Source organism: Candidatus Saccharimonadales bacterium (assembly GCA_036388415.1).
Classification (GTDB): domain Bacteria; phylum Patescibacteriota; class Saccharimonadia; order Saccharimonadales; family UBA4665; genus UBA4665.
On the sequence record DASVRW010000002.1, the window covers coordinates 697,672 to 724,155 of the forward strand.

27 protein-coding genes and 2 tRNA genes are annotated in these 26,484 nt (G+C 48.6%); 18 read left to right on the top strand and 11 right to left on the bottom strand.

Annotation, left to right across the window (positions count from 1 at the left end):
- Positions 1–23 precede the first annotated feature (23 nt).
- On the bottom strand, positions 24–1,151 hold the full coding sequence (locus VF575_03750) for a hypothetical protein (protein ID HEX8182690.1): 1,128 nt from the start codon (positions 1,149–1,151) through the stop codon (positions 24–26).
- Between the two features lie 159 nt (positions 1,152–1,310).
- On the opposite strand from VF575_03750, the gene VF575_03755 reads away from it, so the two are divergent.
- The gene (locus tag VF575_03755) at positions 1,311–2,237 is read left to right on the top strand and encodes an aminotransferase class IV (protein ID HEX8182691.1); all 927 of its coding nucleotides are present in this window, start codon (positions 1,311–1,313) and stop codon (positions 2,235–2,237) included.
- A gap of 11 nt (positions 2,238–2,248) precedes the next feature.
- On the opposite strand, the gene VF575_03760 is transcribed toward VF575_03755, so the two are convergent.
- Positions 2,249–3,082 (bottom strand): neutral zinc metallopeptidase, encoded by an 834-nt coding sequence (locus VF575_03760; GenBank protein HEX8182692.1) that lies wholly within the window; start codon positions 3,080–3,082, stop codon positions 2,249–2,251.
- Positions 3,083–3,123: 41 nt separating this feature from the next.
- A complete protein-coding gene (locus VF575_03765; protein ID HEX8182693.1) occupies positions 3,124–4,113 on the bottom strand; it encodes a YihY/virulence factor BrkB family protein in 990 nt (329 codons plus the stop codon).
- Positions 4,114–4,195: 82 nt separating this feature from the next.
- Here VF575_03765 and VF575_03770 point away from each other — a divergent pair, with 82 nt between their 5' ends.
- Both VF575_03770 and VF575_03775 read left to right on the top strand, forming a co-directional pair.
- A complete protein-coding gene (locus tag VF575_03770) occupies positions 4,196–4,909 on the top strand; it encodes a rhomboid family intramembrane serine protease (protein ID HEX8182694.1) in 714 nt (237 codons plus the stop codon).
- Positions 4,910–5,083: 174 nt separating this feature from the next.
- On the top strand, positions 5,084–6,319 hold the full coding sequence (locus VF575_03775; protein ID HEX8182695.1) for a DEAD/DEAH box helicase: 1,236 nt from the start codon (positions 5,084–5,086) through the stop codon (positions 6,317–6,319).
- 90 nt (positions 6,320–6,409) lie between these two features.
- On the opposite strand, the gene VF575_03780 is transcribed toward VF575_03775, so the two are convergent.
- Positions 6,410–6,781: an RNA-binding protein gene (locus VF575_03780; protein ID HEX8182696.1), complete on the bottom strand. Its 372-nt coding sequence runs from the start codon at positions 6,779–6,781 to the stop codon at positions 6,410–6,412.
- Between the two features lie 371 nt (positions 6,782–7,152).
- Between VF575_03780 and VF575_03785 the strand changes: the two genes are divergently transcribed.
- On the top strand, positions 7,153–7,302 hold the full coding sequence (locus tag VF575_03785; protein ID HEX8182697.1) for a hypothetical protein: 150 nt from the start codon (positions 7,153–7,155) through the stop codon (positions 7,300–7,302).
- A gap of 104 nt (positions 7,303–7,406) precedes the next feature.
- Positions 7,407–8,054, top strand: coding sequence for a Crp/Fnr family transcriptional regulator (locus VF575_03790; protein ID HEX8182698.1), 648 nt, complete (start codon positions 7,407–7,409; stop codon positions 8,052–8,054).
- Between the two features lie 11 nt (positions 8,055–8,065).
- On the opposite strand, the gene VF575_03795 is transcribed toward VF575_03790, so the two are convergent.
- Complete coding sequence (locus VF575_03795; protein ID HEX8182699.1) at positions 8,066–8,365, bottom strand: hypothetical protein; 300 nt, start codon at positions 8,363–8,365, stop codon at positions 8,066–8,068.
- 165 nt (positions 8,366–8,530) lie between these two features.
- On the opposite strand from VF575_03795, the gene VF575_03800 reads away from it, so the two are divergent.
- The 3 genes from VF575_03800 (at position 8,531) to VF575_03810 (ending at position 9,515) form a co-directional block, all read left to right on the top strand.
- Positions 8,531–8,607: transfer RNA gene (locus VF575_03800), tRNA-Arg, on the top strand.
- 174 nt (positions 8,608–8,781) lie between these two features.
- Positions 8,782–9,411 carry an NAD(P)H-binding protein gene (locus VF575_03805; protein ID HEX8182700.1) on the top strand — a complete coding sequence of 210 codons (630 nt, stop codon included), beginning with the start codon at positions 8,782–8,784 and terminating at the stop codon, positions 9,409–9,411.
- A 27-nt stretch (positions 9,412–9,438) separates the two neighbouring features.
- Positions 9,439–9,515, top strand: a tRNA-Arg gene (locus VF575_03810).
- Between the two features lie 96 nt (positions 9,516–9,611).
- On the opposite strand, the gene VF575_03815 is transcribed toward VF575_03810, so the two are convergent.
- On the bottom strand, positions 9,612–10,187 hold the full coding sequence (locus VF575_03815) for a hypothetical protein (protein HEX8182701.1): 576 nt from the start codon (positions 10,185–10,187) through the stop codon (positions 9,612–9,614).
- Positions 10,188–10,373: 186 nt separating this feature from the next.
- Here VF575_03815 and VF575_03820 point away from each other — a divergent pair, with 186 nt between their 5' ends.
- The gene (locus tag VF575_03820) at positions 10,374–10,967 is read left to right on the top strand and encodes a hypothetical protein (protein HEX8182702.1); all 594 of its coding nucleotides are present in this window, start codon (positions 10,374–10,376) and stop codon (positions 10,965–10,967) included.
- A gap of 16 nt (positions 10,968–10,983) precedes the next feature.
- On the opposite strand, the gene VF575_03825 is transcribed toward VF575_03820, so the two are convergent.
- Entirely contained in the window at positions 10,984–11,670 is a 687-nt protein-coding gene (locus tag VF575_03825; GenBank protein ID HEX8182703.1) for a DUF5995 family protein, read from the bottom strand.
- A gap of 102 nt (positions 11,671–11,772) precedes the next feature.
- Between VF575_03825 and VF575_03830 the strand changes: the two genes are divergently transcribed.
- Positions 11,773–12,138, top strand: a complete 366-nt coding sequence (locus VF575_03830) for a hypothetical protein (GenBank protein HEX8182704.1) — start codon at positions 11,773–11,775, stop codon at positions 12,136–12,138.
- Between the two features lie 9 nt (positions 12,139–12,147).
- Here the strand turns inward: VF575_03830 and VF575_03835 are convergent, their stop codons facing one another.
- Positions 12,148–13,341, bottom strand: a complete 1,194-nt coding sequence (locus VF575_03835; protein HEX8182705.1) for a zinc-dependent alcohol dehydrogenase — start codon at positions 13,339–13,341, stop codon at positions 12,148–12,150.
- Positions 13,342–13,525: 184 nt separating this feature from the next.
- Between VF575_03835 and VF575_03840 the strand changes: the two genes are divergently transcribed.
- Positions 13,526–14,032, top strand: coding sequence for a hypothetical protein (locus VF575_03840; GenBank protein HEX8182706.1), 507 nt, complete (start codon positions 13,526–13,528; stop codon positions 14,030–14,032).
- A gap of 74 nt (positions 14,033–14,106) precedes the next feature.
- On the opposite strand, the gene VF575_03845 is transcribed toward VF575_03840, so the two are convergent.
- Positions 14,107–14,400, bottom strand: a complete 294-nt coding sequence (locus VF575_03845; protein ID HEX8182707.1) for a hypothetical protein — start codon at positions 14,398–14,400, stop codon at positions 14,107–14,109.
- Positions 14,401–14,680: 280 nt separating this feature from the next.
- Here VF575_03845 and VF575_03850 point away from each other — a divergent pair, with 280 nt between their 5' ends.
- The 3 genes from VF575_03850 (at position 14,681) to VF575_03860 (ending at position 17,503) form a co-directional block, all read left to right on the top strand.
- Complete coding sequence (locus VF575_03850; GenBank protein ID HEX8182708.1) at positions 14,681–15,904, top strand: L-histidine N(alpha)-methyltransferase; 1,224 nt, start codon at positions 14,681–14,683, stop codon at positions 15,902–15,904.
- Positions 15,905–15,963: 59 nt separating this feature from the next.
- Positions 15,964–16,668, top strand: a complete 705-nt coding sequence (locus VF575_03855; protein HEX8182709.1) for a phosphatase PAP2 family protein — start codon at positions 15,964–15,966, stop codon at positions 16,666–16,668.
- A 91-nt stretch (positions 16,669–16,759) separates the two neighbouring features.
- Positions 16,760–17,503: a hypothetical protein gene (locus VF575_03860; protein ID HEX8182710.1), complete on the top strand. Its 744-nt coding sequence runs from the start codon at positions 16,760–16,762 to the stop codon at positions 17,501–17,503.
- Positions 17,504–17,860: 357 nt separating this feature from the next.
- On the opposite strand, the gene VF575_03865 is transcribed toward VF575_03860, so the two are convergent.
- On the bottom strand, positions 17,861–18,436 hold the full coding sequence (locus tag VF575_03865) for a helix-turn-helix transcriptional regulator (GenBank protein ID HEX8182711.1): 576 nt from the start codon (positions 18,434–18,436) through the stop codon (positions 17,861–17,863).
- An 81-nt stretch (positions 18,437–18,517) separates the two neighbouring features.
- Between VF575_03865 and murB the strand changes: the two genes are divergently transcribed.
- Positions 18,518–19,546, top strand: a complete 1,029-nt coding sequence (gene murB, locus VF575_03870) for a UDP-N-acetylmuramate dehydrogenase (protein ID HEX8182712.1) — start codon at positions 18,518–18,520, stop codon at positions 19,544–19,546.
- Between the two features lie 44 nt (positions 19,547–19,590).
- Here the strand turns inward: murB and glyA are convergent, their stop codons facing one another.
- A complete protein-coding gene (glyA, locus tag VF575_03875) occupies positions 19,591–20,895 on the bottom strand; it encodes a serine hydroxymethyltransferase (GenBank protein HEX8182713.1) in 1,305 nt (434 codons plus the stop codon).
- A gap of 197 nt (positions 20,896–21,092) precedes the next feature.
- On the opposite strand from glyA, the gene VF575_03880 reads away from it, so the two are divergent.
- The 3 genes from VF575_03880 (at position 21,093) to VF575_03890 (ending at position 26,482) form a co-directional block, all read left to right on the top strand.
- Positions 21,093–22,616, top strand: coding sequence for a UDP-N-acetylglucosamine 1-carboxyvinyltransferase (locus tag VF575_03880; protein HEX8182714.1), 1,524 nt, complete (start codon positions 21,093–21,095; stop codon positions 22,614–22,616).
- Positions 22,617–23,075: 459 nt separating this feature from the next.
- On the top strand, positions 23,076–24,254 hold the full coding sequence (locus tag VF575_03885; protein ID HEX8182715.1) for a glycosyltransferase family 2 protein: 1,179 nt from the start codon (positions 23,076–23,078) through the stop codon (positions 24,252–24,254).
- Positions 24,255–24,283: 29 nt separating this feature from the next.
- Positions 24,284–26,482, top strand: a complete 2,199-nt coding sequence (locus VF575_03890; GenBank protein ID HEX8182716.1) for a polysaccharide deacetylase family protein — start codon at positions 24,284–24,286, stop codon at positions 26,480–26,482.
- Positions 26,483–26,484: the final 2 nt, after the last annotated feature.

Sequence of the window (26,484 nt, forward strand, 5' to 3'; positions counted from 1 at the left end):
CTGCTGTACCGGCAGGTACCCACTTATGGATGCCGTGGTCGGTGTGATGGGTGTTTTGCGCCAACCAGTTTCAAAAATTCGCGTCGTTCGCCAAGCCAAAAACTGGCAATCATAATAGCAACGATAACATATGTCCACCAAGCAAGTTGCAGCCACCCAAATCCATTATCTTGCGGACCGACTGGCCCAACGGGCGGGATAATTGCACCACTAATCGGCTTATCCCCTGGCTTTCTGATAAATGCGACAAGTTGCATGGATGTTGTTCGCTTATTCGCGTCAGTGCCTTGTACTGAAATGATATAGACGCCGCTATCTGTATAGGTGTGGACCATTTTGAAAGCATCGTGCGACGATACGGTCTTATCGGAGGTCTGGCCATCACCCCATTCAACATGTGTCGCAATAGGTAGCGCGCCCGTTCTGTACTGCAACCGGAGTTCAAAAACGTCAAATGTCGCTGCCACCGCGAATTCATACTCCGTTGATAGCAAAAATGGCAATATCGCTCTGTCTTCCAAGGAAATAGCGGTAGTAGATAGTGGTGGGATATATTTTAACGGCGATACCATTGCAGTGGTAGGGGCTGCAGGGGGCGCTGTCAGCACAGACTCTGGCGTGCCGGCCGGTGGTGTATAGGTGACGGTAACGCTCGCAGTCGCCGGTCCCGGCTGATCGGTAATATTATAGGCCTGCGCCTGCAAGGCATTTAAGCCAACAAATAAATCTGTTTCGATTTGAAACATGCCATTTGTGCATATGGCTGTACCGCTAAACGCGTCGTTCCGGATTAGTTTAATATAGGCGTCGTTCGGACAAGTACCAGCAATGATAATTGGTTTTGACGTAAACACCTCATTATCATTCGGACTGGTAATAAAGGCACCGGACTGCAATGGAGCTGCTTCGACAACCGCGTTAACCGAATAATCAGTAGCCGCTGCGCTATATGTCATCCCGGCCAGCAATACGCCAATGATTAAGAGTCCAAAAGTACTAGTCGGGTGCATGAAAAGCCGTTTGGTCCACGAGCGATTCGATCGAATGGCATGCCTGGCCCGCGTGTGCACGCTAGCTTTCGATATAACTTTTGGAGTACGACGACGAACAGTACTGGTACGACCGGCAGCTGATAATTTTTTTTGTTTCATTGTTTGTGTACGTGCTTACTACGCGTATTGTAGCACACTAGTGGTCGGCAATAACGGCGCTGTCACGGGCTACAACTTCGACCGCATAAGCTGATAACTGCATGTACTGCCGTCGAAACGATCGTGCTATGCTGAAACTACATAACTTGGAGTACATACATGGCATATATTTATCCGCAGGCATACCTCAAAGACCACATTGTACCTATTGAGAGCGCCACGCTCAGTGTGGCGAGTTCAGCGGTACTGTATGGACTCAGCGTCTATACGGTGTTTCAGATCCAAGTTGGCGACGATGGTTCAGTCCGTGCCTTTCGACTATCCGACCACTACCGGCGGCTCATTAACTCGGCCCGGATCATTGGAATTGATACTTTTGAACCCGACTGGCCAGCTGAGCGCTTTACTGAGGCAGTACAACAATTGGTAGCTGCCAACGAATTGACTGAAAATGCTTTTGTGCGGGCTACCATTCACGTCGATGAGCTGGTACCCGGTACGCGGTCTCGCGGCATGTCGACGGCACTTAGTATGTTTATATACGAGGCACAGTCAATTCTGCCGCAGGGTGGTGCCCGTCTCAAAACAAGTGTCTGGCGCCGAATACCGGATTATTCTATCCCGTCCCGCGCCAAGGTGAACGGAGCCTATATTAATTCAGTCCTTGGCAAACAGGACGCCCTGGACAGTGGTTATGATGACTGCATATTTCTGGACGCCGCCGGGCACGTATGCGAGCTAAGCGCTGCCAATATATTCCTTGTCCGTAACAATGTACTTATCACGCCGGACGCCACCAGCGATTTGCTAGAAGGTATCAATCGGCAGACTATTTTGCAGCTCGCTAAAGATATGGATCTACAAGTAGTAGAACGCACCGTCGACCTAACGGAACTCTATATCGCAGATGAACTATTTGCCTGCGGAACATCAGCCTACATTGCACCGGTACTCGAAGTTGACGCCCGGCGGATTGGCAACGGCCAAATCGGACCCATCACGCAGAACCTCAAAGAAAAGTACTCGTCCATACTACAAGGCCATGATGCCGACTACAAAGATCTTTTAACCGTTGTCAGTAGCTAACGCTAAGTCAGCTACTTGAAGGTGTTGCAGCTTGCCGGCTTGCCCGTGGATAAACCTGTATTGAACCACTGTACCCGCTGGGCTGACGAGCCGTGCGTCCAGGTCTCCGGTGTTACCCTGCCCTGTACAGTCTTCTGGATACGGTCGTCACCGACTGCTTCAGCAGCAGCAATAGCTTCATTAATTTCACCAGGCTGGAAGACACCCTCATTAGCTACCGAATGGGCCCAAACTCCTGCAAAGCAGTCAGCCTGCAGTTCCAATTTGATCGAATCGGCATTTGACGTCACATTGTCTGTGGTCCCGAGTATATGTTGGACATGGTGCCCGACCTCGTGCGCAATGACGTAAGCTTGAGCTACATCTCCCTTGGCACCTTCACTGGCACCAAGCTTGGCGGTTAGCTCGTCAAAGAATGTTTCATCGAGATATATCGTTCCATTGGCTGGACAGTAATGCGGACCGACCTCAGACGTCGCTCCACCACAGGCAGACTGGGTAGCATTCCGAAACAATACGAGCTTCGGCGGCTGGTACGTCTTGTTGCTTTGCTCAAATACACCGGTCCAGGTGTCGTTAGTCGATCCTAGAACCGTTGATGCAAAGGTTTCATAACTGTCCTGGCCTTCGAATTGCTGCGACTGGCCAGTTTGCGGCCTGGCTTGAGACTGTTGCAATTGATTAAGCGTGCTGTTCAGATCGACCGAGCCGCCAGACAATATGTTGAACAGCAGTATTATAGCTGTGCCCGCCAAACCTAAGCCACCGCCGCCCAGCAGCAATGGGCTGGCACCGCGCCGGTCTTCGACATCGCCGCGAGAAGTGATTCTGTCCCAGTTAGCCATGTATTCCCCGCTTTCTTACGCATAGTATATCGATAATTGCCTCAATCTGCCGTTGTATCAGCATCGGTCACCTCCTCAAGTTTGTTATTGACCTGTGCACCAATGAGGACAATGAGCGACGAGAGATTAAACCAGGTCATGAGTACGATAATACCCGCAAAGATACCGTACGATTTGTTAAAATTTCCAAATTTTTGTGCATAATAGAAAAACAAAGCCGTACCAAGCAGCCAGATGATAGTAGCGGCTGCCGCTCCCCAACTCACCCAAGACCAGCCGGGTGTTTGTCGATTCGGCGCATAGCGGTAAATCACCGATAGCATGATAGAAATGAGTACGATTAATATCGGCCAGCGCAGCCAGGGGAAAATCGTCGCAATCATATGCGGAGCACCGAGTTTATCAAGTGCCGTGCCTTGTAGCAGCAACATGACAAGAATTGCCGTACCCAGCAGTAGCAGCACCAGGCTAAGTACTATGCTTGTCAGTCGAAGCTTGACGAGCCCGCGCGTCTCCTTGACGCCGTAGGCAACATTTGTGGCTTTGATCAGGTTTTGCAGTCCGCCGGACGTCGTCCAGAGCAGTGCCAGCACACTGACGATAGCCGCGATTCCCAGCGATCCTTTGTGGGCACTCGCGAGCGGGCTAAGCTGCTGGTCGATAACATCGTATATTGCCGGGGGTACAATGCCTTGCAGACCGGCAATAAAATCCAGCAATGTCTGCGGACTGGTGAAGGTGGCGTACACAGTGGCCAAGCCGAGGAGGGCCGGAAAGAATGTCAGCGTCGTGTAATATGCCAGTCCGGCGGCCTGGGTGCTCAGCTGTTTGTCCTTGAGTGCCACTTTGGTACGCCGCAAAGCGTCTTTCCAGCCAGATGGTGATAAATCGGCTGGGCTGTCAGCGTCTTCACCATCAGCGGCCTGGGGCCCGGAAACAGTATTTCGAAAATTGAGACGGCCAACCGTGCTCCGAAGGCCAAGTAGCAATAATCCTGCCACGACGACAATCAGGCTTTTGAGATATTTCATAGCGCAAGTATGTAATGATGGTTAATTTTTGTAAGTGAAATATTTACAGTCACAAGCGTAGAACCAGCGGTACACTACAGCTATGTTTTTCATACCATATGGCACCCGCGAAGATCAGCCGCGTCAGATATTTCCAGTTGTTACCGTCTTGCTCGTTTTGATTAATATCGTCCTGTTTGGTCTTGAGGCACACATACTGGCTACTTCGGGCGAAACGGGGCTGAGTAACTTCCTGAATACCTACGCTGTCATCCCCGCAACAATCACTGGTGGCAATCCGTTACAAATTGGATTATTAACTTCTATGTTCCTGCATGCCGGTTTACTGCATCTTCTTGGTAATATGATCTATCTGTTACCATTTGGTGATAACGTCGAAGACCGGCTTGGCCATCTGCGGTATTTGGTTTTCTATATACTCTGTGGCCTTTTTGCCACCTTTGCTTTCATTCTAACGGAACCGAATACCACGACGCCGCTACTTGGGGCCAGCGGCGCCATCGCTGGAGTGCTTGGCGGTTATCTGGCATTACATCGGCGAGGCGTCGTCAAAGGCTTTTTGTTTATCGTTATCGTATTCATCCGCGTTGATCTGCCAGCAATATTATTCATTGGTTATTGGTTTATCATGCAGCTTTTCAGTAGCTTCGCATCACTAGGCGGTGAAACCGTCGAATCAACCAGCGTGGCATTCGTTGCCCATGTCGGCGGCTTTATTGCCGGACTCATACTCGCTCCCATTTTTGCCGCTAGCCGGCCTAAGAAGTCTGTACCGCAGTCGACTGTATATTCTTAAATTTACTCAGCGTATAGCTGGGCACTAGTACGAACGAAATATTTATGCTATGATACTAGTAATTGTTTTGATGGATCCATGGTTTAGATAGTACGTTACCAAGGCTTCACTCTTGGCAATACTCGGCAATTTTCGCATTCCGAGCACACTAACTAAACATAAGGATTCTTTTTTATGCCGTACAACAACACATCAAGCCGTGGCTCATCATATGGGGGACGCAGTAGCTCTAGTCGTGGCGCCAGCTTCGGCGGACGCTCATCAGGAGGCTCACGCGGCCGTTCCGGTGGTAGCAAATTCAGCAAACAGTACATCAACCCCTCCCGCTTCATTCAGGCTGCAAAGCCGAGTGACGCAGTCGAGTATGTATCCAAGCACACGTTCAATGATTTTAATTTTGATGACCTACTCAAGCGCAACGTGATTGCCAAAGGTTACATCAACCCGTCTCCTATCCAAGACCAGGCGATTCCACTTGGCCTCGAAGGCAAAGACATCGTTGGCATCGCTAACACTGGCACCGGCAAGACAGCCGCCTTCGGACTACCGATGCTGCACAAACTCATGAACGACAAAGACTCACACGCCTTGGTCATCGCCCCTACCCGCGAACTTGCACAGCAGATCGAGGAAGAATGCCGGTCGATTGCCCGTGGCAGCGGCTTGGCAGCAGCTATTCTCATTGGCGGCTCGCCAATGGGCCCACAGCTCCGCGACCTGCGCTTCAATCCAAACCTCGTTATCGGCACACCTGGCCGCATCAAGGACCACATTGAACGCGGTACGCTCGATCTCAGCAAGTTTGACATCGTCGTACTCGACGAGGTCGACCGTATGCTCGACATGGGCTTCATTACTGACATTCGTTTCATTCTTGACGTACTGGCGACACCGCGTCAGTCATTCTTCTTTTCCGCCACAATGGAGCCGAGCATCGAACAGCTGATCCGTACTTTCCTCCATGACCCAGTTATGATTTCCGTCAAAACTGGCGTTACCAGCGATAATGTCGAACAAGCGGTCGTAGAATATGGCAGCTCGCACGAAAAAATCGAAAAACTGCATGACATCTTAAACAAAGAAGAGGTCGCAAAAGTTTTAGTTTTTGACGACACACAGCGCAGCGTAGAGCGTCTCAGTGAAGAGCTGGTAGCCCGCGGCTTCAAAGCCAACGCCATCCACGGCGGCAAAAGCCAGGGCCAACGACAGCGCGCTCTCAAACAGTTCAAAGATAACCACATCAATGTTTTGGTTGCGACCGACGTTGCCGCCCGCGGTATCGACGTTGCTGACATCACGCATGTCATCAACTACAGTCAGCCACAGACATATGATGACTATGTCCACCGTATTGGCCGAGCTGGTCGTGCTGGCCGCACCGGCAACGCTTTGACGTTCGTTGAACGCTAAAGTCTCACTGCTGACAATAGCCAACAAAAAACCCTCTCATTACTGAGAGGGTTTTTTGTTTAAGCCGAAGCTTAGGGGTCTAGTGGGATACTAGAAGCGTGAACGGCCACCGCCGTTGCCGCCACCGTAACCACCACCGCCACCTGAGTTGCGATCACGGTTGTAACCACCGCCACCACCACCCTGGCCACCGAAGTCGCGACGAGGTCGGTCTTCTTGTGGGCGAGCTTCGTTGACAACGATTGAGCGTCCACCGATTTCGCTGTTGTTCAGCTTGTCGATAGCAGTCTTTGCAGCTGCGTCGTCGTTGAATTCAACAAATCCAAAGCCTTTTGAGCGGTTGGTTTCGCGGTCAAAGATGACCTTGGCTGAAGCGACTTCACCGAACTCTTTGAAAAGTTCTGCAAGATCATCGTCAGTCATGCTGTATGGCAGTGAGCCAACAAATAGTTTAGTTGCCATTTATATTACTTCCTTCTTCTGTTTACTTCGAGTAACCTGGCAACACTCACGTACGCACACAGTTAGCTGCTCTCATCCGTTAAACTACAATTGTTAAATATTCTAGAACCTGTCCCTCATTGCATTAACGCGGGATATTACTAGCAGCTTATTTCTAGTAGTAGTATTGTAGCACATTTGATAGATCTTTACTACATTCACCTCTGACGTATTGTTTATCACACTGGACAAAAAAGCTCATGCTTAGTTATTGAGCCCGTCAAGTGCACATTTATGAGACTTTAATCACAAGCAGCATGTCGAAATTTTCACAGTACGTGTTTGCTTGTGCTGTCATGATAGAAATACTAATAAGCCATAAGGAGAATGCGGTGAAAAAAACTCATTTATTAACAAAGCCAACCCGAATTCAGGACATCAATTTTGACGATCTTGATGACGGTATTGATACAAGAGGTGCAGAACGAGTCGAACGTTCCCGCATCAGAAGTTACCGCAAACTCCGTCGTGCTGAGTCATAAATCTACTTACATTTCGTCGTTCAAAACAGGGGCTTTCGGGTCCTTGTTTTTATATTCAGGCGATCAGGTTATAATAACACTTTCCACCAACCCATAACCACGGTATGATAGATAGAGATATGCAGAAACTCGACGAATTCATCCAGCGCTACCCCCTGCGCAAATTTGACAAGGATCAAATCCTCCTCGTGCAGGACGAACGTCCGCGCGATATTTTTTATGTCAAAACTGGCTTTATCAAGGGATATGACATCAACGTCGACGGTATCGAGCAGCACATATGGCTCGGCGCGAAATCTGACATAATTCCCTACGAATGGCTGTTTTCTGCAGTCGATAGTACGCAGCTGTTCTACAGTGCTTTTACCGAGCTGGAAGTATACGTCGTCAACCGCCAGGAACTGATCGAATTCTTCTCAAAAAACCCGGACGTCCTGCTTCATGTCGCTCATGACCTGGCTATAAAACTCAGCGAACTCACCGAGAAGTTGACTGCCACCGAAAAGCCAAAAGCCAGCGAAAAAATCGTCTACATGCTCAACATCCTAGCCAAGCGTTTTGGCGACGAAAACGAAGCCGGCGACAAAACGCAGATTACTGTACCACTGACACAGCAGGACATCGCCAATCTACTCGGCCTGACCCGTGAAACCGTTGCTACGGAACTCAAAAAGCTCAAAGACAAAGGCTACGTCTACTACGACAAATGGCAGTTCGTCGTCCACACCGACAAAATTTCCGAACTTATGTAGCCTAAACAACTTTAGCGTTCAGTGCCGTCTTGTTCGTCAGCCGGATCCATGTCACCTAGGTGGTCACTGTCCGGATCAGCATCTTCGGGATAGTTGCCATCCGCTTCGTCATGTTTTGAGCCACCGTCGGCTGCCTCTAGTTCTGGTATTGTCCCCCGGTCATCATCACCAAGTTCCGGTGTGAATATAGACTGGCTCGGATCGTCAGCTTCGTCACCTGGCAGTTCTGTCGCACCACTCACCGTGTCGTCGGTCTCCGCCAAGATATTATCGGGATCGTCGTATACTTCATCAGCTGTGTTGTCTGTCATGCACTGTCTCCTTCATAAATTTAAAACGGTAGTAGCCATCTGAGTCATAGTACGTAGCCTCGCTAATTCCGACTATCAAATAGTTCACTCGTCGAAAGTCTGCCCTTCATTTATCGGCTCCCGCAGTTTATTGAAAATCGTCAGAGGTGGTACACTGTATGGAATGCGCCCGTAGCTCAGCGGATTAGAGTACTTGGCTTCGAACCAAGGGGTCGTAGGTTCGAATCCTGCCGGGCGCACCATGTGTATGTAATCGAAGATGTATGTATGAAAGAGGAAATATGGAATTAATTATTGTACTATTACTCGCAGTAATTGTTCTACAGCTCGGGTGGATACGTGTTCGTATTGATAAAGTAAACGAAACCCTGACAAAAAAATAGCTCGGCCGTACCAACAATAGGTATACTGAGCTTATGAAGATAGTTATATTCGGTGCCAGCGGCAAAGTCGGACGACAGGTCGCACAGGAAGCGTTGAAGCGAGGACACGATATAACCGTGTTTGTTCATCATACTCCACCGAGTGATGATCCACATTTACGTATTATTCGCGGAGACGTGCATGACAAAGCCAGTATCGAGCAGGCACTCGATGGACAGGATGCCGTCATCTGCACACTGGGCAGCTGGGGAACCAAGCAAAAAGATATTTTATCGTCAGCCATGCACAGCATCGTGCCAGCGATGGAACAGCGCGGTATACACCGCATAGTTTCGTTAACCGGCAATGTGGCCGCGGCGCCAAATGAGAAGCTCAGCTTTGCCTTTATTGCCGCCCGCACGGTACTCGGTAAGCTTGCGCCCAAAATACTCCGTGACAGCGAAAATCACATTGCGCAGCTCGCAGCCAGTCAGCTTGACTGGACCGTCGTTCGGTCGCCCGTCATGGTGCCACATGGCAGTCCGACCTATGCACTCAAGCACACTGGCTCACTACTATCAGCCACTGTCAATCGCACGGCCGTGGCATACAGCCTGATTGATTTACTTGAATCTACATCGACCGAATGGCACCGTCAGGCCCCGTACATAGCACGTGCCTAAAGACTCAGGTATAATAACTTAGGTTATGCACCCGTAGCTCAGCTGGATAGAGCGTTGGTTTCCGGTACCAAAGGTCGGGGGTTCAAATCCCTTCGGGTGTACCACTTAAGATCTAATCCGTAGATACTGCAACAATACCTACTTTTATCATTAAAAAGTCACGATCGATTTCGCTATATTCAACTCACTTGTATAACAAGCTAAAGCCTCAGTACTCGTCGCCGATCACTATATATCTGAGCGGCAGTGGTTAGATCCTGTTCGAACGCCTGCAATATTACTCCGCCGTATTCGCAAACATCTGGACGAACAAGCTCTTTATCGCCTAAGGCATGATTTAAATCCCACCCCGATCGATGATTCCCTCTTTGGGCTTCGTCTAGTTCTTTACTAATAAAACAAAGTCTGCCGGCGTCAGTTACGACTATATGCCGTTGCCAGCGAGACGTAACACCATGGGTTCCATCAAGCTGATCTTGCGCCTTATCGACCTCTAATGGATTACCCATGTAATCCTTACCGCTTCTGATTACCCAGATGCCATATTCCCGAATGGTTACACCGTCCCATGTGCGAGCATAGGCAGTGTCATGACCTGCGTCTTTCCGATGCATAGAAGTTGCAAAGTCTGAAGCTTGTTTTCGCATCAACCTGACAATCATTATCTGTTCTGATAACTCTTCCTGACTCGCGTCTAGTCTAAGGCCTGGCAATTCTAAGATTGTGTCGGTAGGCGCTTGCGGTGGACTTAGTAGTACTTGATCGGGAGTTGCCATAATCTATATTTTTTCTCTATATAATTAAGCTACAAATTTTAGTATTTAATAAATTTATTGTCAACTAACTTACATGTACGGATAGACGCAGATGGCGCTAAGTTAAAACGCTTGAAAATGACTGGTCTCGTGCTAAGCACAAGCATTATTGTCTAACAGTAGGTACTTATTGTACAATCGGAATTAATGGCAAAAATATCAAACAAAAACGTTAAGGGATTTAACTTCCGCAGACTATTGCTACCTACATTAGTCGTCCTGCTCGCCATAGGTTTCATCATGCAAGCCTTGTTTATTCATACACTTTACCAACAGAGTCATGTGCAAGCCAATGTTTCCATTGCCAGATTAATTGTTGATGCTGTGGACAATATGAACAGCCCACTGCCGAAAGATCCGAAAACTGGTGTCGTTTACTTCAGCGAGGCGAAACTGGCCTTGCCGCCTACACCGACGAATATAGGCCCCATAACGTACTCCTATCACACTGCACTCGACGGCTTTGATCCTGCGCTACGGCTAGCCCAAAATAACGACATACAGTCTGCCAAATCACCCGTATTAGCAGCACAGGCGTCACTCGATAAAACTTTTGAAGGCGTTCCCAAGCTACAAGCCTGCGCCCGTGGGGTTTTGATTACCTACAATCAAAAAGACGTCCAGCATGCTGCTGGCAGCAAAGTACTGTCCGATGGCAAAACTGTGTATTTCTCTACGGAACCACTCTGCCCAAGCGAAAGCTTGCTTACATATGCGAAGACGATTGATAGCTATAATTAGTCCATACCATATATGCTTACATTGGCATACGCATCAAAACCTTAGCTCTCTTCTGCGAATAAATATGCAGCTGCTCACGGGTCAGTGATCCCGTCTGCAATGCCCGGAAATTTTTCCAGGCCGAGAAGCGCCATAGCTTTGCGAGCGCAGACATCGTCAGTTTTGCTGGCAGGCGTAGCGGACGTTGCTTCGGATTAAGTAATTTGTCGGTTCCATGGAGCGCTGCAATTGCCTCATCAATACTGGCGTGAATGATGGCATTGATCCGCCGATAATCTTTCCTATGCTTGTCTTTGGCACCGCAATCGTACAGTACCTGCGGTATGTCGTTATTGATGTGCGCATTGACTCCGAGGGCCATAATAGACAGCGGCGACGTGCGGCCGCTTCTAGCAGCGTCAAAAGCAATCCGCCAGGCAAATACTGTTTCTTCATCGTGTACGTAGCGACGCAGGGCCTCAAAATAATACCAGGCAAACCGAACGTCAAATTTTTGCAGAAACTCCGGATGCTCGAATGCGCCTGCCGCCATGTTGCGACGGACGTTATGCGTTATAATTCGGTAGACTTCAGTAAAATTATGCAATTGCTCGAGTTCTGTCGACACTAATGTTTGATCCAGCTTTTTAAGAGCTCGTTCGACATCGGCAATACTATTAAAATGATTGTTACCAAGTTCGCCGTCTACTGCGTTCGTATGCATGATTTATATCATATAGTGGGCAACGGCCGCATTCGGCAAGATATTTTATATTGATACGTCAGGTTTTGGCATATGCTGGGTATGTAAACCAGGGAGGTACCTATGGAAAAACCAATGTCCGTATCATTTGGAGTCGCACTCCTGATTCTTACGATTGCTGGCTTCGTACTAGACACTAAGCACTTACTACGGCTGATGAACATAGACGATAATCATAGTATCATCCGTGTGCCGCTAACCGCCGCGTTACTACACGCCGGTACCGACGCCAATTTGAAAACAACCCGTAAGATTCTACTTGGCACGGGACTATTGTATGTAGCTATCGGTTCAGCTGGGCTTATTGACAAAAAACTTGGCGGCCTTTTGCCCTCCAAACTTACAAAGTTTGATATTGCCTACCATTTCGCCGCCGGCACGGCAGCAATCTGGATGGGTAGTCGTAGTAGCCGTATGCTCAAGCCATAAGCCGGGACACTACGGCTTAAGTACGATTTTAATAGCATTGTCTTGCTTCTTTTGAAAGATTTCATAGGCATGCGGCGCATCGCTCAGCGGTAAACGGTGGGTCGCGAAATTATCAACGTCGAATAAATTATCCTCAAGTAGCAGCGGCAGGATTTCCTGTGTCAAAAACGGCGCGTTCGCCTGGCCCATTCGCAACTGGATTTGCTTGTCAAACAGTGCATCGAGCGATATCGGGTCAGCCTGCCCAGCGTACACGCCGGACAATGATATCGTCCCGCCCCGCCCGACCATTTCGATGGCACTATGCAGCGCAAACAAGCGGTCCATGCCGGCTGTCGTAAATATCTTTTGGGCTGCAGCATCAGGCAGCATGCCAGTCATCGTTTGGATTGCTTTGATATTTGGTGAGCCGTGCGCCTCCATCCCGACTGCATCGATGACCGCCGAAGGCCCGCGGCCGGCCGTCAAATCCCGGACAGCCTGAGCGAGTGCTTGTTGGTCGCCTTCGAATTCTCGGACGTCAATCGTATCAATACCGTTCGCCTTTGCCCTAGCCAAGCGCTCTGGCACAAGATCTATACCAATAACGGTTTTAGCGCCGAAGTATCTGGCGATACGGGTAGCCATGTCACCGATCGGGCCGAGTCCAAGCACAGCTACAGTGTCATTTTCGGGAACGTTTGCATACTTCACTGCCTGCCAAGCCGTGGGCAGGACGTCCGAAAGATACAGAAACCGCTCATCGGGCGGGCCGACGGGAATTTTTTTAGCCATAAAGTCGGCATGCGGCACGCGGAGAAACTCTGCCTGACCGCCAGGTACATGTCCGTACAATTTCGTGTAGCCGAACAGTGCGGCGCCGCGGTTGTGTTCTTTGACCTGCGTCACCTCACACTGCGTGGTTAAGCCCCTTTTGCACATGTGGCAGGCGCCACAGGCAATATTGAATGGTATAACTACCCGGTCCCCCGGCTTGATTTGCTTAACTGCCGCTCCCACCTCTTGCACTATTCCCATGGGCTCGTGTCCCATGATGTCTCCCTTGTCCATGAAGGGCGTCATAACTTCATAGAGATGCAGGTCTGAACCACAGATGGCAGTGGAGGTAATCTTGATGATTGCATCTGTTGGATCTTGAATACGAGGATCGGGAACTTCTTCGATACTAATCTTTCGTTTGCCTTGCCAGGTTACAGCCCTCATAGTCCCTCCTACATCAATTACATATCTTATACTGAGTATAGAAACTAAAAGAATTGCTACTAGTAAATTTCTCACTAGCCGACAATTTGATGCATAGGAGGCAATTTTATTGACATTATTACATTATTAGTGTATACTGTAGCAATTAACTTATATATTGGTTTTAAGCCACTTAGGAGAATACATGGTCCAACAAATTAAATTTACCCGTTCTGCGCCGTACCGCCGGACAGCAACCAGCCTTGCTCTCGCAATCGCGATGCTTGCACCTATGGGCATCGCCAGCGCAGCAGCTGCACCGAATGCCAAAGTATATGGCGCGCCAACTACTGCTACTTGCATGAGCGCGGCTAATTGCTTCGCACCTACTGCTGGCAACCGCGTCGATATCCGCATGAAGCTTGGTACGAAATTTACCAAGACTCAACAGTCATTAAATACTGTATGTCTGACCGTCAAGTTTAGTCAGGCCAACCCATTGAACCCCGGTGAACAGTTCGAAGTGACTAATTTCGCTGGTGCCATGAACGTGAGTGATACACCACAGTACCAACGTTCCGTCTGTGTTGACGCTGACGCAACAAACAACTACCTTGCTGATTTCATGAAAGGCAAATCTTCAGTTTCACTGTTCAGCAACAATATTGGCGACAGCGTGACCGTGGAAAGCGCCCAAGTCAGCTACCAATAAGCTCCAATCTTGTAGAGCTAGCCTCTGACCGAGTTATACAGGCGGACGATTTGGGATTACCTGAATCGTCCGTTTTATTGATGACTGAAATACATAGTCACGCGGCACGGTTCTTGGCTGAAATTCTGGAACTGATACAGCAGCACGTACTTTGATTCGCCCGGTATCTCGAATCGTTCGTGCGAGATACCCATGTCATCGTGCATTTCCGGCTGGCAGACCAGTCGCACATACGGATCCTTGACCGCCGCATTATATACTCCTGCCTGCACTGCCTTACCACTACACGGTTGGACGGTGATTGTTTTCTTGGCAATGTTCTGTGGCAATTGCTCAAGATAGGGTGCAGATTTAGCCTGTTTAGCCATAATAATATCCTTATACATCATGGAGCACATTTTGTAGGCTCACTATAATTTTCGATTCCGTTGCCTGTGTCGCCGAATAAATATCACATATACGGAAGGCATCGCCTAAGCTACAATGAAAACGGTAATTAATATGTCATAATCTATTGATTAATGGCAACATTAATGTTACAGTAGCTTAAGAAACACTTTATAAACATTCAAGGCGAACCAACACTGTTTATGATACCTCCGGAATCGGAAACATGTCAAGGATTTACCATAAGGACCTTACAACTCCATGCTCTATTTTAGTAACCAAGAACTTGCCAACACACACCATGTCTCAGTTCGAACTGTACGTAACTGGATAGAATCAGCAAAAAGCGGAAAACTAGACATTACTCTACATACCAAAGGAGAACGAGTTTATATTGCTAATACATCCAAAAATATAGCTGTTGTCCAGGGGCTAGCAAAAACCGGTAAAAAATTCAGGCCTCACCGATCCCAAAAGACCGTAACACCAAAATCCGAGTTTTACGAATTATATACACAGGGACAGTTATATGACATTGTATCTGATTTAGAGATTAACCACGAAATACCACGTAAATACAATTACTTCGGTAAAGGTGCAGACAACTGGAATAATTATGCTAAGCGATTATCTCAAGAAGACACGCCAAATACGCTCAAAGCTTCAATAGAATTACTCCAAAACAACCAAGAATATCTTGATTACTTATTAGAGCAATACGATCAAATCAACGTCATAGACGTTGGCGTAGGTAATTCTCTACCAGTCAGAGAGTTCTTAGGTCGATTGCTAGAAAAAAAGAAAATTGGTCGTTATATTGGCCTCGATATTAGTCCGACCATGCTTAAAATTGCTGAATCAAATATACAAAGCTGGTTTGGAGGCGACATTATATTTGAAGGGCATGAGGTAGACATAGATCATGAGCGTTTCGGAAATTTATTAGCAGAAGAATATATCAAGACTGATTCAAGTCGCACAACAAATCTGATTATGTTCTTGGGAGGTACAATTGCTAATTTCCGAAAACCAGAAACAGTACTGCAAGTCATACACGACAGCATGGGCGTCAATGACTTCTTTATCCATTCGCAAAAACTTGATACTCTATCAAGCCGCCGTTACTTCGACTTCAATCCTACACCATCTACATCCCAATTAGCACCCCTCCATCAGTATATTTTTGATTTGCTCAATATTGACGATTCCCTCTATGAAGTAGATATGGGATTAGATAAAACTCATCACGAGCGGTACATTAGAGTTATTTTGAAAGTCGGGCTAGACATACGATTCCGTTTCCAAGGCGGTGAGCGAGTCATAAGTTTTGACAAAAATGACAAAATTTTGCTTTGGCGAGCTCGACAAAATAATGTCACTGGCGTCGTAAACCAGTTAACTGAAAACGAGTTCTATCCTATACATATAAGCCAGACTAGCAATCAGGAGTTTGTTTTAACCGTATCTCGTATCCGACGAGACTAATTATGACTTCCGTCTCGCATCGCCCCTGCATGTACACTCGTATTTGATATATTAATAACATGCAGGAACACATCAATCCTCCCCGATCACAGCGAAAGCCGCTACGGCAGCTCGTACCGAAGCTGTTACTCGTGTCTGCATATTTTTGGGTGCCGACACTTGTCTTTCTGTATCTCGCGAATCACATCAAAGCCAACGGACCGCTGCCTGGAGATATAGCCGTACTTAATGCACTGCGGCAGCTGTCAAGCCCCACCCTGGATACAGCCATGATTGCCATTACGACACTCGGCAGTGCCGTAGTGGTTATCGCTGGAGTGGCCATAGCTACCGGCATACTGGCATATTTGCATCGTCGCAGACAGGCAGTATTCCTGCTATTCAGTGCGGCCGGTACCGGGGCGATCAACATCGGTTTCAAATATTTATTCCAACGTGATCGGCCGTCGCTCTGGCAGCAGATCGTGACTGAAAACGGCTTTTCGTTCCCGAGCGGCCACGCCATGATATCAAGTGCACTTGCGCTCAGTGTCATACTGATATGCTGGAACACACGTTACCGTGTATGGGCAATCGTGGGTGGGAGTGTCTACTTCCTACTTGTCGGACTCAGCCGGTTGTATCTCGGCGTGCATTTCCCTTCTGATGTGCTCGGCGGCTGGTGTGTCAGCCTGCTCTGGATTCTGACACTGCACTACGCATTCGACCACTTCGGCAAGCGTAGAAATACATCGTCCACTACAGTGCCCGGTCGTACTACGTAATTATTTCTGTAAGTTAAGTAAATAATTTAACTGGAAGTCTCTGTTTCTATTGATATAGTTTGATGTATTAATTAATACGGAGGATACACCCATGCGGGATAGCACAGATTCGGCAAGCCGATATTTGGATAATTTTTTAGAACATATTGTAAACGGAATACCGAAGTTGCTCGGTGCTCTTGTCGTACTGCTGATCGGCTATTTTGTTGCTAAAGCAATTTCTGCGGCTATACGCAAGTTGCTCCAAACCGCGAAGTTGAACCAGCACGTTCACGCTGGCAAGGGCGGTAACATCATTCAGCGGGCCGTACCAGATCCAACCAACCTGCTCGCGACTATCGTATACTGGGTTGTATTTCTGTTTGCGATCTCCATTGCCGTATCAGTACTCGGTATACCGGTACTCGTCGACTTCGTTCGAGCCGTATACGGATATCTACCGAACATCTTCGCCGCAATCCTGATCTTCCTTGTGGCCGGCGCCATTTCAGCCGGAGTAGCCACACTCGTAACGACTGCGATGGGCGACACGCCAACTGGCAAAGTAATAGCCGCAGCCGCTCCAGTGCTCGTCATGGTAATCGCAGTATTCATGATTCTAAACCAACTCAAAATCGCCCCGGCTATCGTGACTATCACCTACGCGGCACTGCTCGGCAGTACTGCGCTTGGTATGGCGCTTGCCTTCGGACTTGGCGGGCGCGAAGTGGCAGGCCGGATGCTTCAGGACTTGTACGACAAAGGCCAGGACCAAAAAGGCCGTGTCGTAGCCGATTTCAAGCATGGCTCTAACGAAGCCAAGCAGCGAGGCAAAGACCTCCGCGGCAAAATGTAGCATAAGCTACGCTTAGTAAAACACCCGGACCAACATCCGGGTGTTTTTATACTATCGTAATTACAATACTACATAAAAATACCCCGTCAGTGCGGGGTATTTTTATTAGTAATACATGGGGCTAGCGACCGCTTGTCAGCTGGTGTAAGTCGCTCCAGTCATCACGTATATCTTGATCAAGTGAGTTAAATTGATTATCTGCTACTCGTTGCCAATCTTTACGTGTCATATCATCATCTCCTTAGTTCAGTACGTATAACTATACCGGCAATCAATGAGCTGTGTTGTGAATTATTTAGCTTAACCACATTAAATATTTGTAAAAATTACAAATATTTAAAGGCTGTGCTGCTACCTCTATTCGTTCGGCGATTGACGGTCACGTGGATCGGGTAACTGTTTCGGACCCTGGTAGCGTGCATGCAGTAAGGCTTGCTGCAAAGCAGCAGAGACTGCTTCAGCCTGCTGCAGGCTCATGCCGACTCTAGCGATTGGTTGCGGCTGCGGCTGGCCATTGACCATACCTCCGGCTTGCGTAAATGTCATAACGACACCGGCGTTATTAAGATGTATATCGACACCGTCGGTATACTGCGTCCTGGCGTCAAATGCCAGCAACATAACAACCGGCTTGCCGGACTGCATGTCATCATGCAAATTTGAATGGAGTATATCCGGGTTGGAGCGGCGATCATAACCAGCAAGTTCCCACAGCTGCACAGCTTCGGTATCCTGCATGTTGAAATGGCTGATAAGCAGCATCAATATCTCTTCGCTCGGCCGTTCAATCCCCTGTTCTATCCGTTCCAGAATATCTTCGTTGATTTCAACGGCACCAGATACTTCAGCAAGTGTTTCAGAATTATGCTCGCGCAAATACTTCAGATGAGTTCCGAGTGTCTTGAATGGTGGGGTGTATTTGGACTCTTGCACCCTTTTATAATAGCCTCGTTATCCGCATGAGGCAAGCACGAGCGGGGTGTACGTAGCCGATCTTATCTGTATACTACAAGCATGAATATCGTAGAAAATGTCGATCTGTCTCAATACACAACTATGCGTCTTGGCGGCAAAGCCCGTTATATGACGGAAGTAACATCTCGAGGTGACATCGAGGAAGCTGTCCAGTGGGCCGTCGATAACAAAATGCCACCGCTGATGATTGGTGGGGGCAGCAACATATTCTGGCGTGACGAAGGCTTCGACGGTTTGCTTATCGTCAATAAGATTATGAAATACGAGGATTTTGCCGAAGATGACATTAATCACTACGTTACGATTGGCGCGGGAGAAAATTGGGACCACGCAGTTGAACGCACCGTCAATGCAGGACTGTCTGGAATTGAAGCGCTGTCGCTAATACCGGGCACTACTGGTGCCACACCAATTCAAAATGTCGGCGCCTACGGCCAGGAGATCGCCGACGTGCTTGTCAGCGTCGAGGCCTACGATCTACATACAAGAACTTTTATGACCATACCAGCTATCGACTGCGCACTTGGCTATCGTACCAGCCGTTTCAAGACAGTTGACCGCGATCGGTTTCTGATCAGCAGTATCACGCTCCACCTCATGAAACAAAATCCGGCGCCGCCATTTTATAGAGCGCTCGCGGATTATTTTAGTTCTCAAAATATTACGGCTTATTCACCGCTTTCTGTTCGCAGTGCGGTTATTGATATTCGATCGCAAAAACTACCGGACCCGGCAATAGTCGCCAATAACGGTTCGTTTTTTGCAAACCCTATCATTGACGGAGCAATTCTGACGCAGCTGCAGGCAGACTTTCCAGATATGCCACGCTGGCCAACTGATGACGGCCGTGTCAAAATACCGGCAGCCTGGCTGATTGAACATGCCGGATTTAAAGATTATCATGACCCAGAAACAGGTATGAGTACATGGGCACAGCAACCGCTCGTGCTCGTCAACGAAAGCGCCCATAGTACGGCAGACCTCCTAAAATTCAAAACCAAAATCGTTGACGCCATACAGGCAAAGTTTCAGATCGCCCTTGAACAAGAACCAGAATTATTGCCGTAGTCAGTATCTGTCTTGTAGCCAACCGAGCAGATGCGGCGTTGCAGTCAGGCCTGCTGGGTATCACTCGGCAGCGGGAATGTCAGTGCAAAGGCTATAACTTCGCTGTGAATTGCAGCTAGTTCCGTATCGTCCTCGCGGGCATCTATAGCGCGTTTCATCCAATCAGCTAACGTGGCCATATCGTCTTCCGCTAGCCCGCGGGTTGTGATTGCTGGTGTGCCGAGCCGGATGCCGCTCGGACGGAACGGAGGCAGCGTATCGTCGGGGATCGAATTTTTGTTGAGTGTTAAGCCAATTTTATCGAGAGCTTCCTCGGCAATTTTGCCGTCGATGCCAAAGCTTTTATGTATGTCTGCCAATATAAGATGATTACTGGTGCCGCCAGTTACCAAGGAAAAGCCCCGTGATTGCAATTCATCAGCCAGACGAGCGGCATTTTTGACCACCTGCGCGGCATATGTCTTAAACTCGGGCTGTAGGGCTTCGCGGAATGCAACGGCTTTGGCAGCAATGATATGCTCATGCGGACCGCCTTGCATACCGGGAAACACAGCTCGGTCGATGAGCGTTGGAATGTTTTCCAACGTCTTGTCAGGAGCTTTGAGCGGGTTACCGACGGTACCCATAGACAGAATGAGCCCACCGCGTGGACCGCGCAGCGTCTTGTGTGTTGTTGTCGTGATGACATGAAATCCGTAATCAAATGGATTTTTGGCGACACCCGCAACGATCAAGCCGGCAATGTGAGCCATATCAGCCATCAGCAGACAGCCGTCGATCGATTTGCCGATTTCTGCGAACTTTGCATAATCCAGTTCTCTCGGATAGGCACTGAATCCAGCCAGTATAATCTTCGGCTGATGCGTCCGGGCCAGCTCAGCCAGCTCGTCGTAGTCAATTTCGCCAGTTGCCGGATCTTTCATTTTGTAACGAATAAAGTTGTACAGCTTGGCGCTGCGCGTCACTGGTGCGCCGTGCGTCAAATGCCCGCCGTGTCCGAGGTCCATCGCCAGCACCGTGTCTCCCGGTTCAAGCCAGGCGCTGTAGACTGCCTCATTTGCCGGCGCACCAGAGTGCGGCTGGACATTGGCATGATCTGCTCCGAACAGCTGCTTGGCCCGCTCGATAGCGATCCGTTCGACTTTGTCGGTATTTTCCTGCCCGCCGTAGTAGCGTTTGCCCGGATAGCCCTCAGAATATTTATTCGTAAAGACGCTGCCCATGGCGGTGAGTATGTCGCGGCTGACATAATTTTCAGATGGAATCAGCTCTAAGCCTTCGCGTTGGCGTTTTTCTTCGGCAACGATCAAATTTCTAATGTCGCTGTCTTGCATATCATCAATATTCATAGCAATCCCCTATTTACAGTAATTTATTTGAATGTGCAGTGAGCAAAGAGAATTAAACCATATTTCCATTGTAGCAAGCTTGCTGCCGGAGCGTGGAAGATCTATACTTTACACAGACATACGTAGACATAAGCAACTAAAATTTTAGCAATAATTATCCTTGCGGCTACATATCATATATGGTAATATTAAGCCATATGGATAGTACAAACGAAAAAATTGGTCAACTTATTGCTCATATAAGGCAAGAACGTAACATTACTCAAGCGGAATTTGCCCGGCGGCTCAAGACATCGCAGTCGGCTGTCAACCGCATGGAACACGGCAAACAAAATCTGAGCCTCGAGACACTCGGTCGTATCAGCGACGTACTGAACAAACAGCTTATCAGCGTCAATGGTGGCGGGTCGATGAACCTCAAGATCGAAGGCGGCCACGAATTATCCGGTGAAATTACGCTCAAAACCAGCAAAAACGCCGCCGTCGGTTTGCTCTGCGCATCACTACTGAACAAAGGTGTTACTAAGTTCAAATCTTTTCCGCGGATCGAAGAAGTCAACCGCATCATCGAAGTCCTCGAAAGCATGGGCGTCAGCGTCAAATGGCTTCCGGGTAATGACCTGGAGATCCGCCGGCCTGCCGAACTCAAACTCGACAAGATAAACGGCGTTGCGGCTCGTAAGACCCGCTCGGTTCTCATGATGATCGGGCCACTGCTCCACGACTACGAATCGTTCAAGATTCCTTACGCTGGCGGTTGTAAACTTGGAAGTCGCACAGTAGCGCCGCATCTGTATGCTCTCGAAGAGTTTGGTGTTTCTATCGCTGCAACGACCGGCAATTACCAAGTAACCGTCAACAAAAAGCCAGCTGGCCGCATCGTGCTGTACGAGTCCGGGGACACAGTTACTGAAAATGCCTTGCTGGCCGCTGCCCGCACACCCGAAGAAACTATTATTCAATTCGCCAGCGCCAATTATATGGTGCAGGACGTCTGCTATTTCCTGCAGAAACTCGGCGTCGCTATCGAAGGCATCGGCAGCAGCACGCTCCGCATCAAAGGCGTCAAAGACATTAAGAAGAATGTCATATTTGCACCATCTGAAGACCCGATCGAAGCCATGTTCTTTACGTCGGCTGCCGTCACCACCAACTCGAGCATCACCATCCGGCGTGTCCCGATCGACTTCATGTCTCTCGAACTGCTCAAACTCCGCAAAATGGGCCTCAGCTTCGACGAAAGCGACCGCTACAAAGCAACCAATGGCAAAACTGACCTAGTCGATCTGACAATTCACAAGCACAATGGCAAGCTCAAAGCTTTGACGGAAAAGATTCACGCCAATGTCTACCCAGGCCTCAACCAGGACAATCTGCCGTATTTCGTCCCAATCGCTGCCGTCGCAGCCGGCCGCACCCTGATACACGACTGGACATACGAAAACCGCGCTATCTACTACACCGAAATGACCAAAGTCGGTGCCTCGGTCGAACTGGCAGATCCACACCGCGTATACGTCCAAGGCCCAACCAAATTCCGATCGGCCGATGTCGTCTGCCCGCCTGCCCTGCGCCCGGCCAGCCTGCTGCTCATCGGTATGCTAGCCGCGAGTGGCACCAGCATCCTGCGTAATGTCTACACCATCAACCGCGGTTATGAAGACCTCGCCGAACGCCTTAACTCACTTGGTGCTCAGATATCTGTGTTGCACGAGCTTTAGATCTGTATATTCGAACCAGCCCTAAACCTGATCGGTCGGATTATCAGCGCCCCAATCTTGATTTAACCACGAGCATAATAACAGTTTCTTACTATACTTGTATTTTTGTATAATTTGTTGTACATTAGTATCAACGTTATATGTTGAGAGGTTAATGTCATGCGGTCGTACACGGCGGCTCCTATTATTATGCGAAACGCGGTATTTTACCTGCCACGTTTTCAGTCAGATCGAATATCTGCGAAAAACATTCAATATATTCCGCGGGTAGCTACACCTTCTCGGCGACCCATCACATACTCCACTAATCGTTCCAATGCGTCACGGCATACAAAGTCTATGACGATCAACCGACAATTATCAGCCGGTCAAGAAACATATACCACATCATACAAAAGCATAAATGAACCATTGTTGACTTATAGTACAACTTATGATAATATAATAAACGATACCGAGATGCGATTCAGGGAAGGTGCGGACAATGATGGTATGTCTGATGTCATGTCAGAGAATCCCACTGCTCCGCTGCCTAAACAATCGGCCGACGATGAATTAAATAATGGAGATGTGACAATGGCACGTGCAAAAAAATATCCACTTCTTATTGGGCTTATATCTTCAAAAAACCCAGTGCCAGCACTTGTTTTGACTGTACAATCCTTATTTGAAGGTGGCGCTGCTCGCGTCGTCGTTGTGGACGACGGATCCGACGATCCCGAATCAATTGCTATTTTTGACCAAGCCGAAGCAGTTGGCGCAAAAGTAATCCATCTCAAAAAAAATGTCGGCAAATCAAAGGCACTCAAAAGAGGATTCAAAACCTTGCCGAAGAACTGTATTATCGTACAAACCGACGACGATACGCTGGCCGGCAGGCTGTCTGGCCCAGCACAACTTATTATTGAAGGTAAGGCTGATATCGTTGATATTCGAGTCGAGACCACCAAAACCCATTCCTTAATCGGTGTATTACAAGAGTTTAATTATTGGCTTGTAAATGCTGTCACCAAACGCATTCAAGACATTTTCCGGGCACGATTATGGATGTCCGGCGCATCTGTGATGTACAGCTATCAAGCTGGAAAAGAGTTGATTCTTCACGAAGCCGAAACTATGACTGAAGATACCGAAGGTTTATTCCGGGCTCGAACAAAAGGCTGGAAAGTACGCTATTATGCAAAGCACGACGGCCAATTCCTGACAATGGTCCCAGAAGATTTCTCCGGTCTGCACAAACAATGGAAAAGATGGTCTATTGGCAACGGCCAGGTCATTGGAATATATGGAATGGGTGGTGGCAATGCGCGTATTTCGACTATCAATATTATTTCATGGTTCAATTTACTCGTGTCACCCATACTCGTGTCACTTCAGTTTGGCGCAGCTTCAACTATGCTTTGGGCATCAGGCTGGGGAATCATCATGGGATTCATTGGAGCTATCCGTTTGAAGCGCATGCGCGTTATGTTAGTCGGCATGTTTCTTCCATACATTACAGCAGTCTGGGCGCTCCATGCCTTCCAAGGCCTCCTGCTTGCATATTGGCGCGCCCGTTCAGGCGTCAAAACCTCTCTGACATGGGTATCTCCGAAGCGTACCACTATTGATGTTGATGCCATGCCGCTACAATCATAGACAACATAATCCCTGAAAGACAGATTCACATGCTCAATAAACTCCAACAACGTTCATTCTACCGACTACTGACTGGTTTACTAGTTATAAGCATTACGCTGACACCACTAGCAAGCCGCATGGTGTCAGCAGCAGGTACTAACCTGCTCGCAAATCCATCAGTCGAAACACAGCAAGGTGCCGCACCAGTCAGTTGGCGGGCAGACGATTGGGGCACGAGCACCACTCGCTTAGGCGTGACGAACGACGCACGCAGCGGCACATACGCCCTGACCGTCAGCAGTTCCGCACGTACCAGCGGAGATGCAAAATGGATAGCTGATGCAGTCCCTGTTACTGCCGGCCAAAAGTACATATACACCGATTATTCTAAAGCATCAGTTACTACGCAGCTCATTGCTGCCTATACTGACGCGAGCGGCGCTGTGTCATATATGTACCTCGGCGACGTGCAGCCGAGTACTAACTGGCAAGCCAACAGTATTAGCTTTACCGTTCCAGCTGGCAAACAACAAGTTCGCATACTGCATATCTTGGGCACCGCCGGTACGCTGACGACGGATGATTTTAGCCTGACTGCCGAAGAGCAAGTCGTGCCGCCACCTGCAAGTAGCAATAACATGATCGCCAACCCATCAATGGAAGCGTCAAATGGCAGCGCACCAGCTGGATGGCAATCTGATTCTTGGGGCACAAATACTGCGAGATTTACTTACCCTACCAACGATGGTCGCACGGGAACATCAAGCGCAAGCGTTCAAATCAGCAATTACACTGATGGCGATGCAAAATGGTATTTCACGCCCGTCAGCGTCCAGCCAAACACCGCCTACAACTTTAGTGATTACTATAAATCAACCGCAACAACACACTTGGTCGTACGTTTTGATGACGGCGCGGGCAATTATACCTACAGCTGGCTCACGAGCCCGGCCCTTGCTAGTAGCTGGACGCAGCTGAGCGCCAGCTTCACTACACCGGCCGCCACCAAGTACGCTACAGTACTGCACGTCCTGGCAGCAAATGGAAGTTTACAAATGGATGACGTAGTACTCAAGCCAGCCGTACAGACGACTCCGCCACCCGTTTCGACAAACAGCATGCCGAATCCATCATTCGAAACAGCCAACCCCAATAATCCAAACTTGCCTGATGGTTGGCAACCTGGCGGTTGGGGCACAAACTCGGCAAGCTACAGCTACCTTACGGGTGGGCATACCGGCTCTCGAAGTGCAAAAGTCCAGATCAATTCCTACACAAATGGCGCTGCTTACTGGCGCACGGCAGCTGTACCGGTAACCGGCGGACAGCTGTACGATTTTACAGATTACTACCAATCCGACGTATCGACTGAGATCGACGCCACAATAATTATGAAGGATGGTAGCTACCGTGATGTTTATCTTGGCACAGCATTCAAAAGTCCGGACAGCTGGACCAAATACCAGCTGCAGTTCATGATTCCTGCCGGTGCAGCTTCCATTATTATCTATCACGTTATTTACAGTGTTGGCTACGTGACAACCGATGATTACAGTCTGTCACCGTTCAGCTATCAAGGTTTCGATAAAGCCATGGTTAGTATTACCAATGATGACGGTTTTGCCAGTCTGTACACTAACGGCTTGCCCGTGCTGCAAAAATACGGCGTACCGATGACCGCCTATGCTCTGTCCAGCTACATTGACGCACCAAAGTATATGACGACAACTCAACTGAAGAGTCTCGCAGCAGCGGGCATAGAAATCGGTTCGCACTCAGTGGATCATGCCGATCTGACGCAGCTGTCGGCCACAGCCCAAGACGCTCAGCTAAGGTCATCCCAGACAACGCTCCAAAACCTGCTTGGCTTGCCTGTAACAAATTATGCTGCTCCATACGGAGCCTATAATCAGCAGATAGTCAGCAGTGCTCAAAAGTACTATCAGAGCTACCGCGGCGTCCAGTCAGGCTACAATGCCCGGAACAATTTTGACATCATGAATTTGCGGGTACAAAACGTCGAATCGACAACTGCTGTGTCCGACATACAAAATTGGCTGCAGCAGGCCGCCGTTACTAAAACCTGGTTGATTCTGGTGTATCACGAAATCGATGCCAACCCTGTTGATGCAACCCACAATACAATGCCAGCCAACTTTGATGCTCAAATGGCAGCGGTCAAAAACAGCGGCTTGACGCTCAAAACTGTTTCTCAGGCGTTAGCCGAACTCAAACCGCAACTTTAAAT

What these genes read in the sequence shown, in the direction of transcription:
- VF575_03890 (HEX8182716.1), top strand. Translation starts at nt 24,284, where the DNA reads ATGCTCAATAAACTCCAACAACGTTCATTCTACCGACTACTGACTGGT.
- VF575_03820 (HEX8182702.1), top strand. Translation starts at nt 10,374, where the DNA reads ATGGCAAAAATATCAAACAAAAACGTTAAGGGATTTAACTTCCGCAGA.
- VF575_03805 (HEX8182700.1), top strand. Translation starts at nt 8,782, where the DNA reads ATGAAGATAGTTATATTCGGTGCCAGCGGCAAAGTCGGACGACAGGTC.
- VF575_03850 (HEX8182708.1), top strand. Translation starts at nt 14,681, where the DNA reads ATGCTCTATTTTAGTAACCAAGAACTTGCCAACACACACCATGTCTCA.
- glyA (HEX8182713.1), bottom strand. Translation starts at nt 20,895, where the DNA reads ATGAATATTGATGATATGCAAGACAGCGACATTAGAAATTTGATCGTT.
- VF575_03855 (HEX8182709.1), top strand. Translation starts at nt 15,964, where the DNA reads ATGCAGGAACACATCAATCCTCCCCGATCACAGCGAAAGCCGCTACGG.
- VF575_03860 (HEX8182710.1), top strand. Translation starts at nt 16,760, where the DNA reads ATGCGGGATAGCACAGATTCGGCAAGCCGATATTTGGATAATTTTTTA.
- VF575_03760 (HEX8182692.1), bottom strand. Translation starts at nt 3,082, where the DNA reads ATGGCTAACTGGGACAGAATCACTTCTCGCGGCGATGTCGAAGACCGG.
- VF575_03815 (HEX8182701.1), bottom strand. Translation starts at nt 10,187, where the DNA reads ATGGCAACTCCCGATCAAGTACTACTAAGTCCACCGCAAGCGCCTACC.
- VF575_03840 (HEX8182706.1), top strand. Translation starts at nt 13,526, where the DNA reads ATGGTCCAACAAATTAAATTTACCCGTTCTGCGCCGTACCGCCGGACA.
- VF575_03750 (HEX8182690.1), bottom strand. Translation starts at nt 1,151, where the DNA reads ATGAAACAAAAAAAATTATCAGCTGCCGGTCGTACCAGTACTGTTCGT.
- VF575_03830 (HEX8182704.1), top strand. Translation starts at nt 11,773, where the DNA reads ATGGAAAAACCAATGTCCGTATCATTTGGAGTCGCACTCCTGATTCTT.
- VF575_03835 (HEX8182705.1), bottom strand. Translation starts at nt 13,341, where the DNA reads ATGAGGGCTGTAACCTGGCAAGGCAAACGAAAGATTAGTATCGAAGAA.
- VF575_03770 (HEX8182694.1), top strand. Translation starts at nt 4,196, where the DNA reads ATGTTTTTCATACCATATGGCACCCGCGAAGATCAGCCGCGTCAGATA.
- VF575_03825 (HEX8182703.1), bottom strand. Translation starts at nt 11,670, where the DNA reads ATGCATACGAACGCAGTAGACGGCGAACTTGGTAACAATCATTTTAAT.
- murB (HEX8182712.1), top strand. Translation starts at nt 18,518, where the DNA reads ATGAATATCGTAGAAAATGTCGATCTGTCTCAATACACAACTATGCGT.
- VF575_03880 (HEX8182714.1), top strand. Translation starts at nt 21,093, where the DNA reads ATGGATAGTACAAACGAAAAAATTGGTCAACTTATTGCTCATATAAGG.
- VF575_03795 (HEX8182699.1), bottom strand. Translation starts at nt 8,365, where the DNA reads ATGACAGACAACACAGCTGATGAAGTATACGACGATCCCGATAATATC.
- VF575_03765 (HEX8182693.1), bottom strand. Translation starts at nt 4,113, where the DNA reads ATGAAATATCTCAAAAGCCTGATTGTCGTCGTGGCAGGATTATTGCTA.
- VF575_03790 (HEX8182698.1), top strand. Translation starts at nt 7,407, where the DNA reads ATGATAGATAGAGATATGCAGAAACTCGACGAATTCATCCAGCGCTAC.
- VF575_03845 (HEX8182707.1), bottom strand. Translation starts at nt 14,400, where the DNA reads ATGGCTAAACAGGCTAAATCTGCACCCTATCTTGAGCAATTGCCACAG.
- VF575_03775 (HEX8182695.1), top strand. Translation starts at nt 5,084, where the DNA reads ATGCCGTACAACAACACATCAAGCCGTGGCTCATCATATGGGGGACGC.
- VF575_03755 (HEX8182691.1), top strand. Translation starts at nt 1,311, where the DNA reads ATGGCATATATTTATCCGCAGGCATACCTCAAAGACCACATTGTACCT.
- VF575_03780 (HEX8182696.1), bottom strand. Translation starts at nt 6,781, where the DNA reads ATGGCAACTAAACTATTTGTTGGCTCACTGCCATACAGCATGACTGAC.
- VF575_03885 (HEX8182715.1), top strand. Translation starts at nt 23,076, where the DNA reads ATGCGATTCAGGGAAGGTGCGGACAATGATGGTATGTCTGATGTCATG.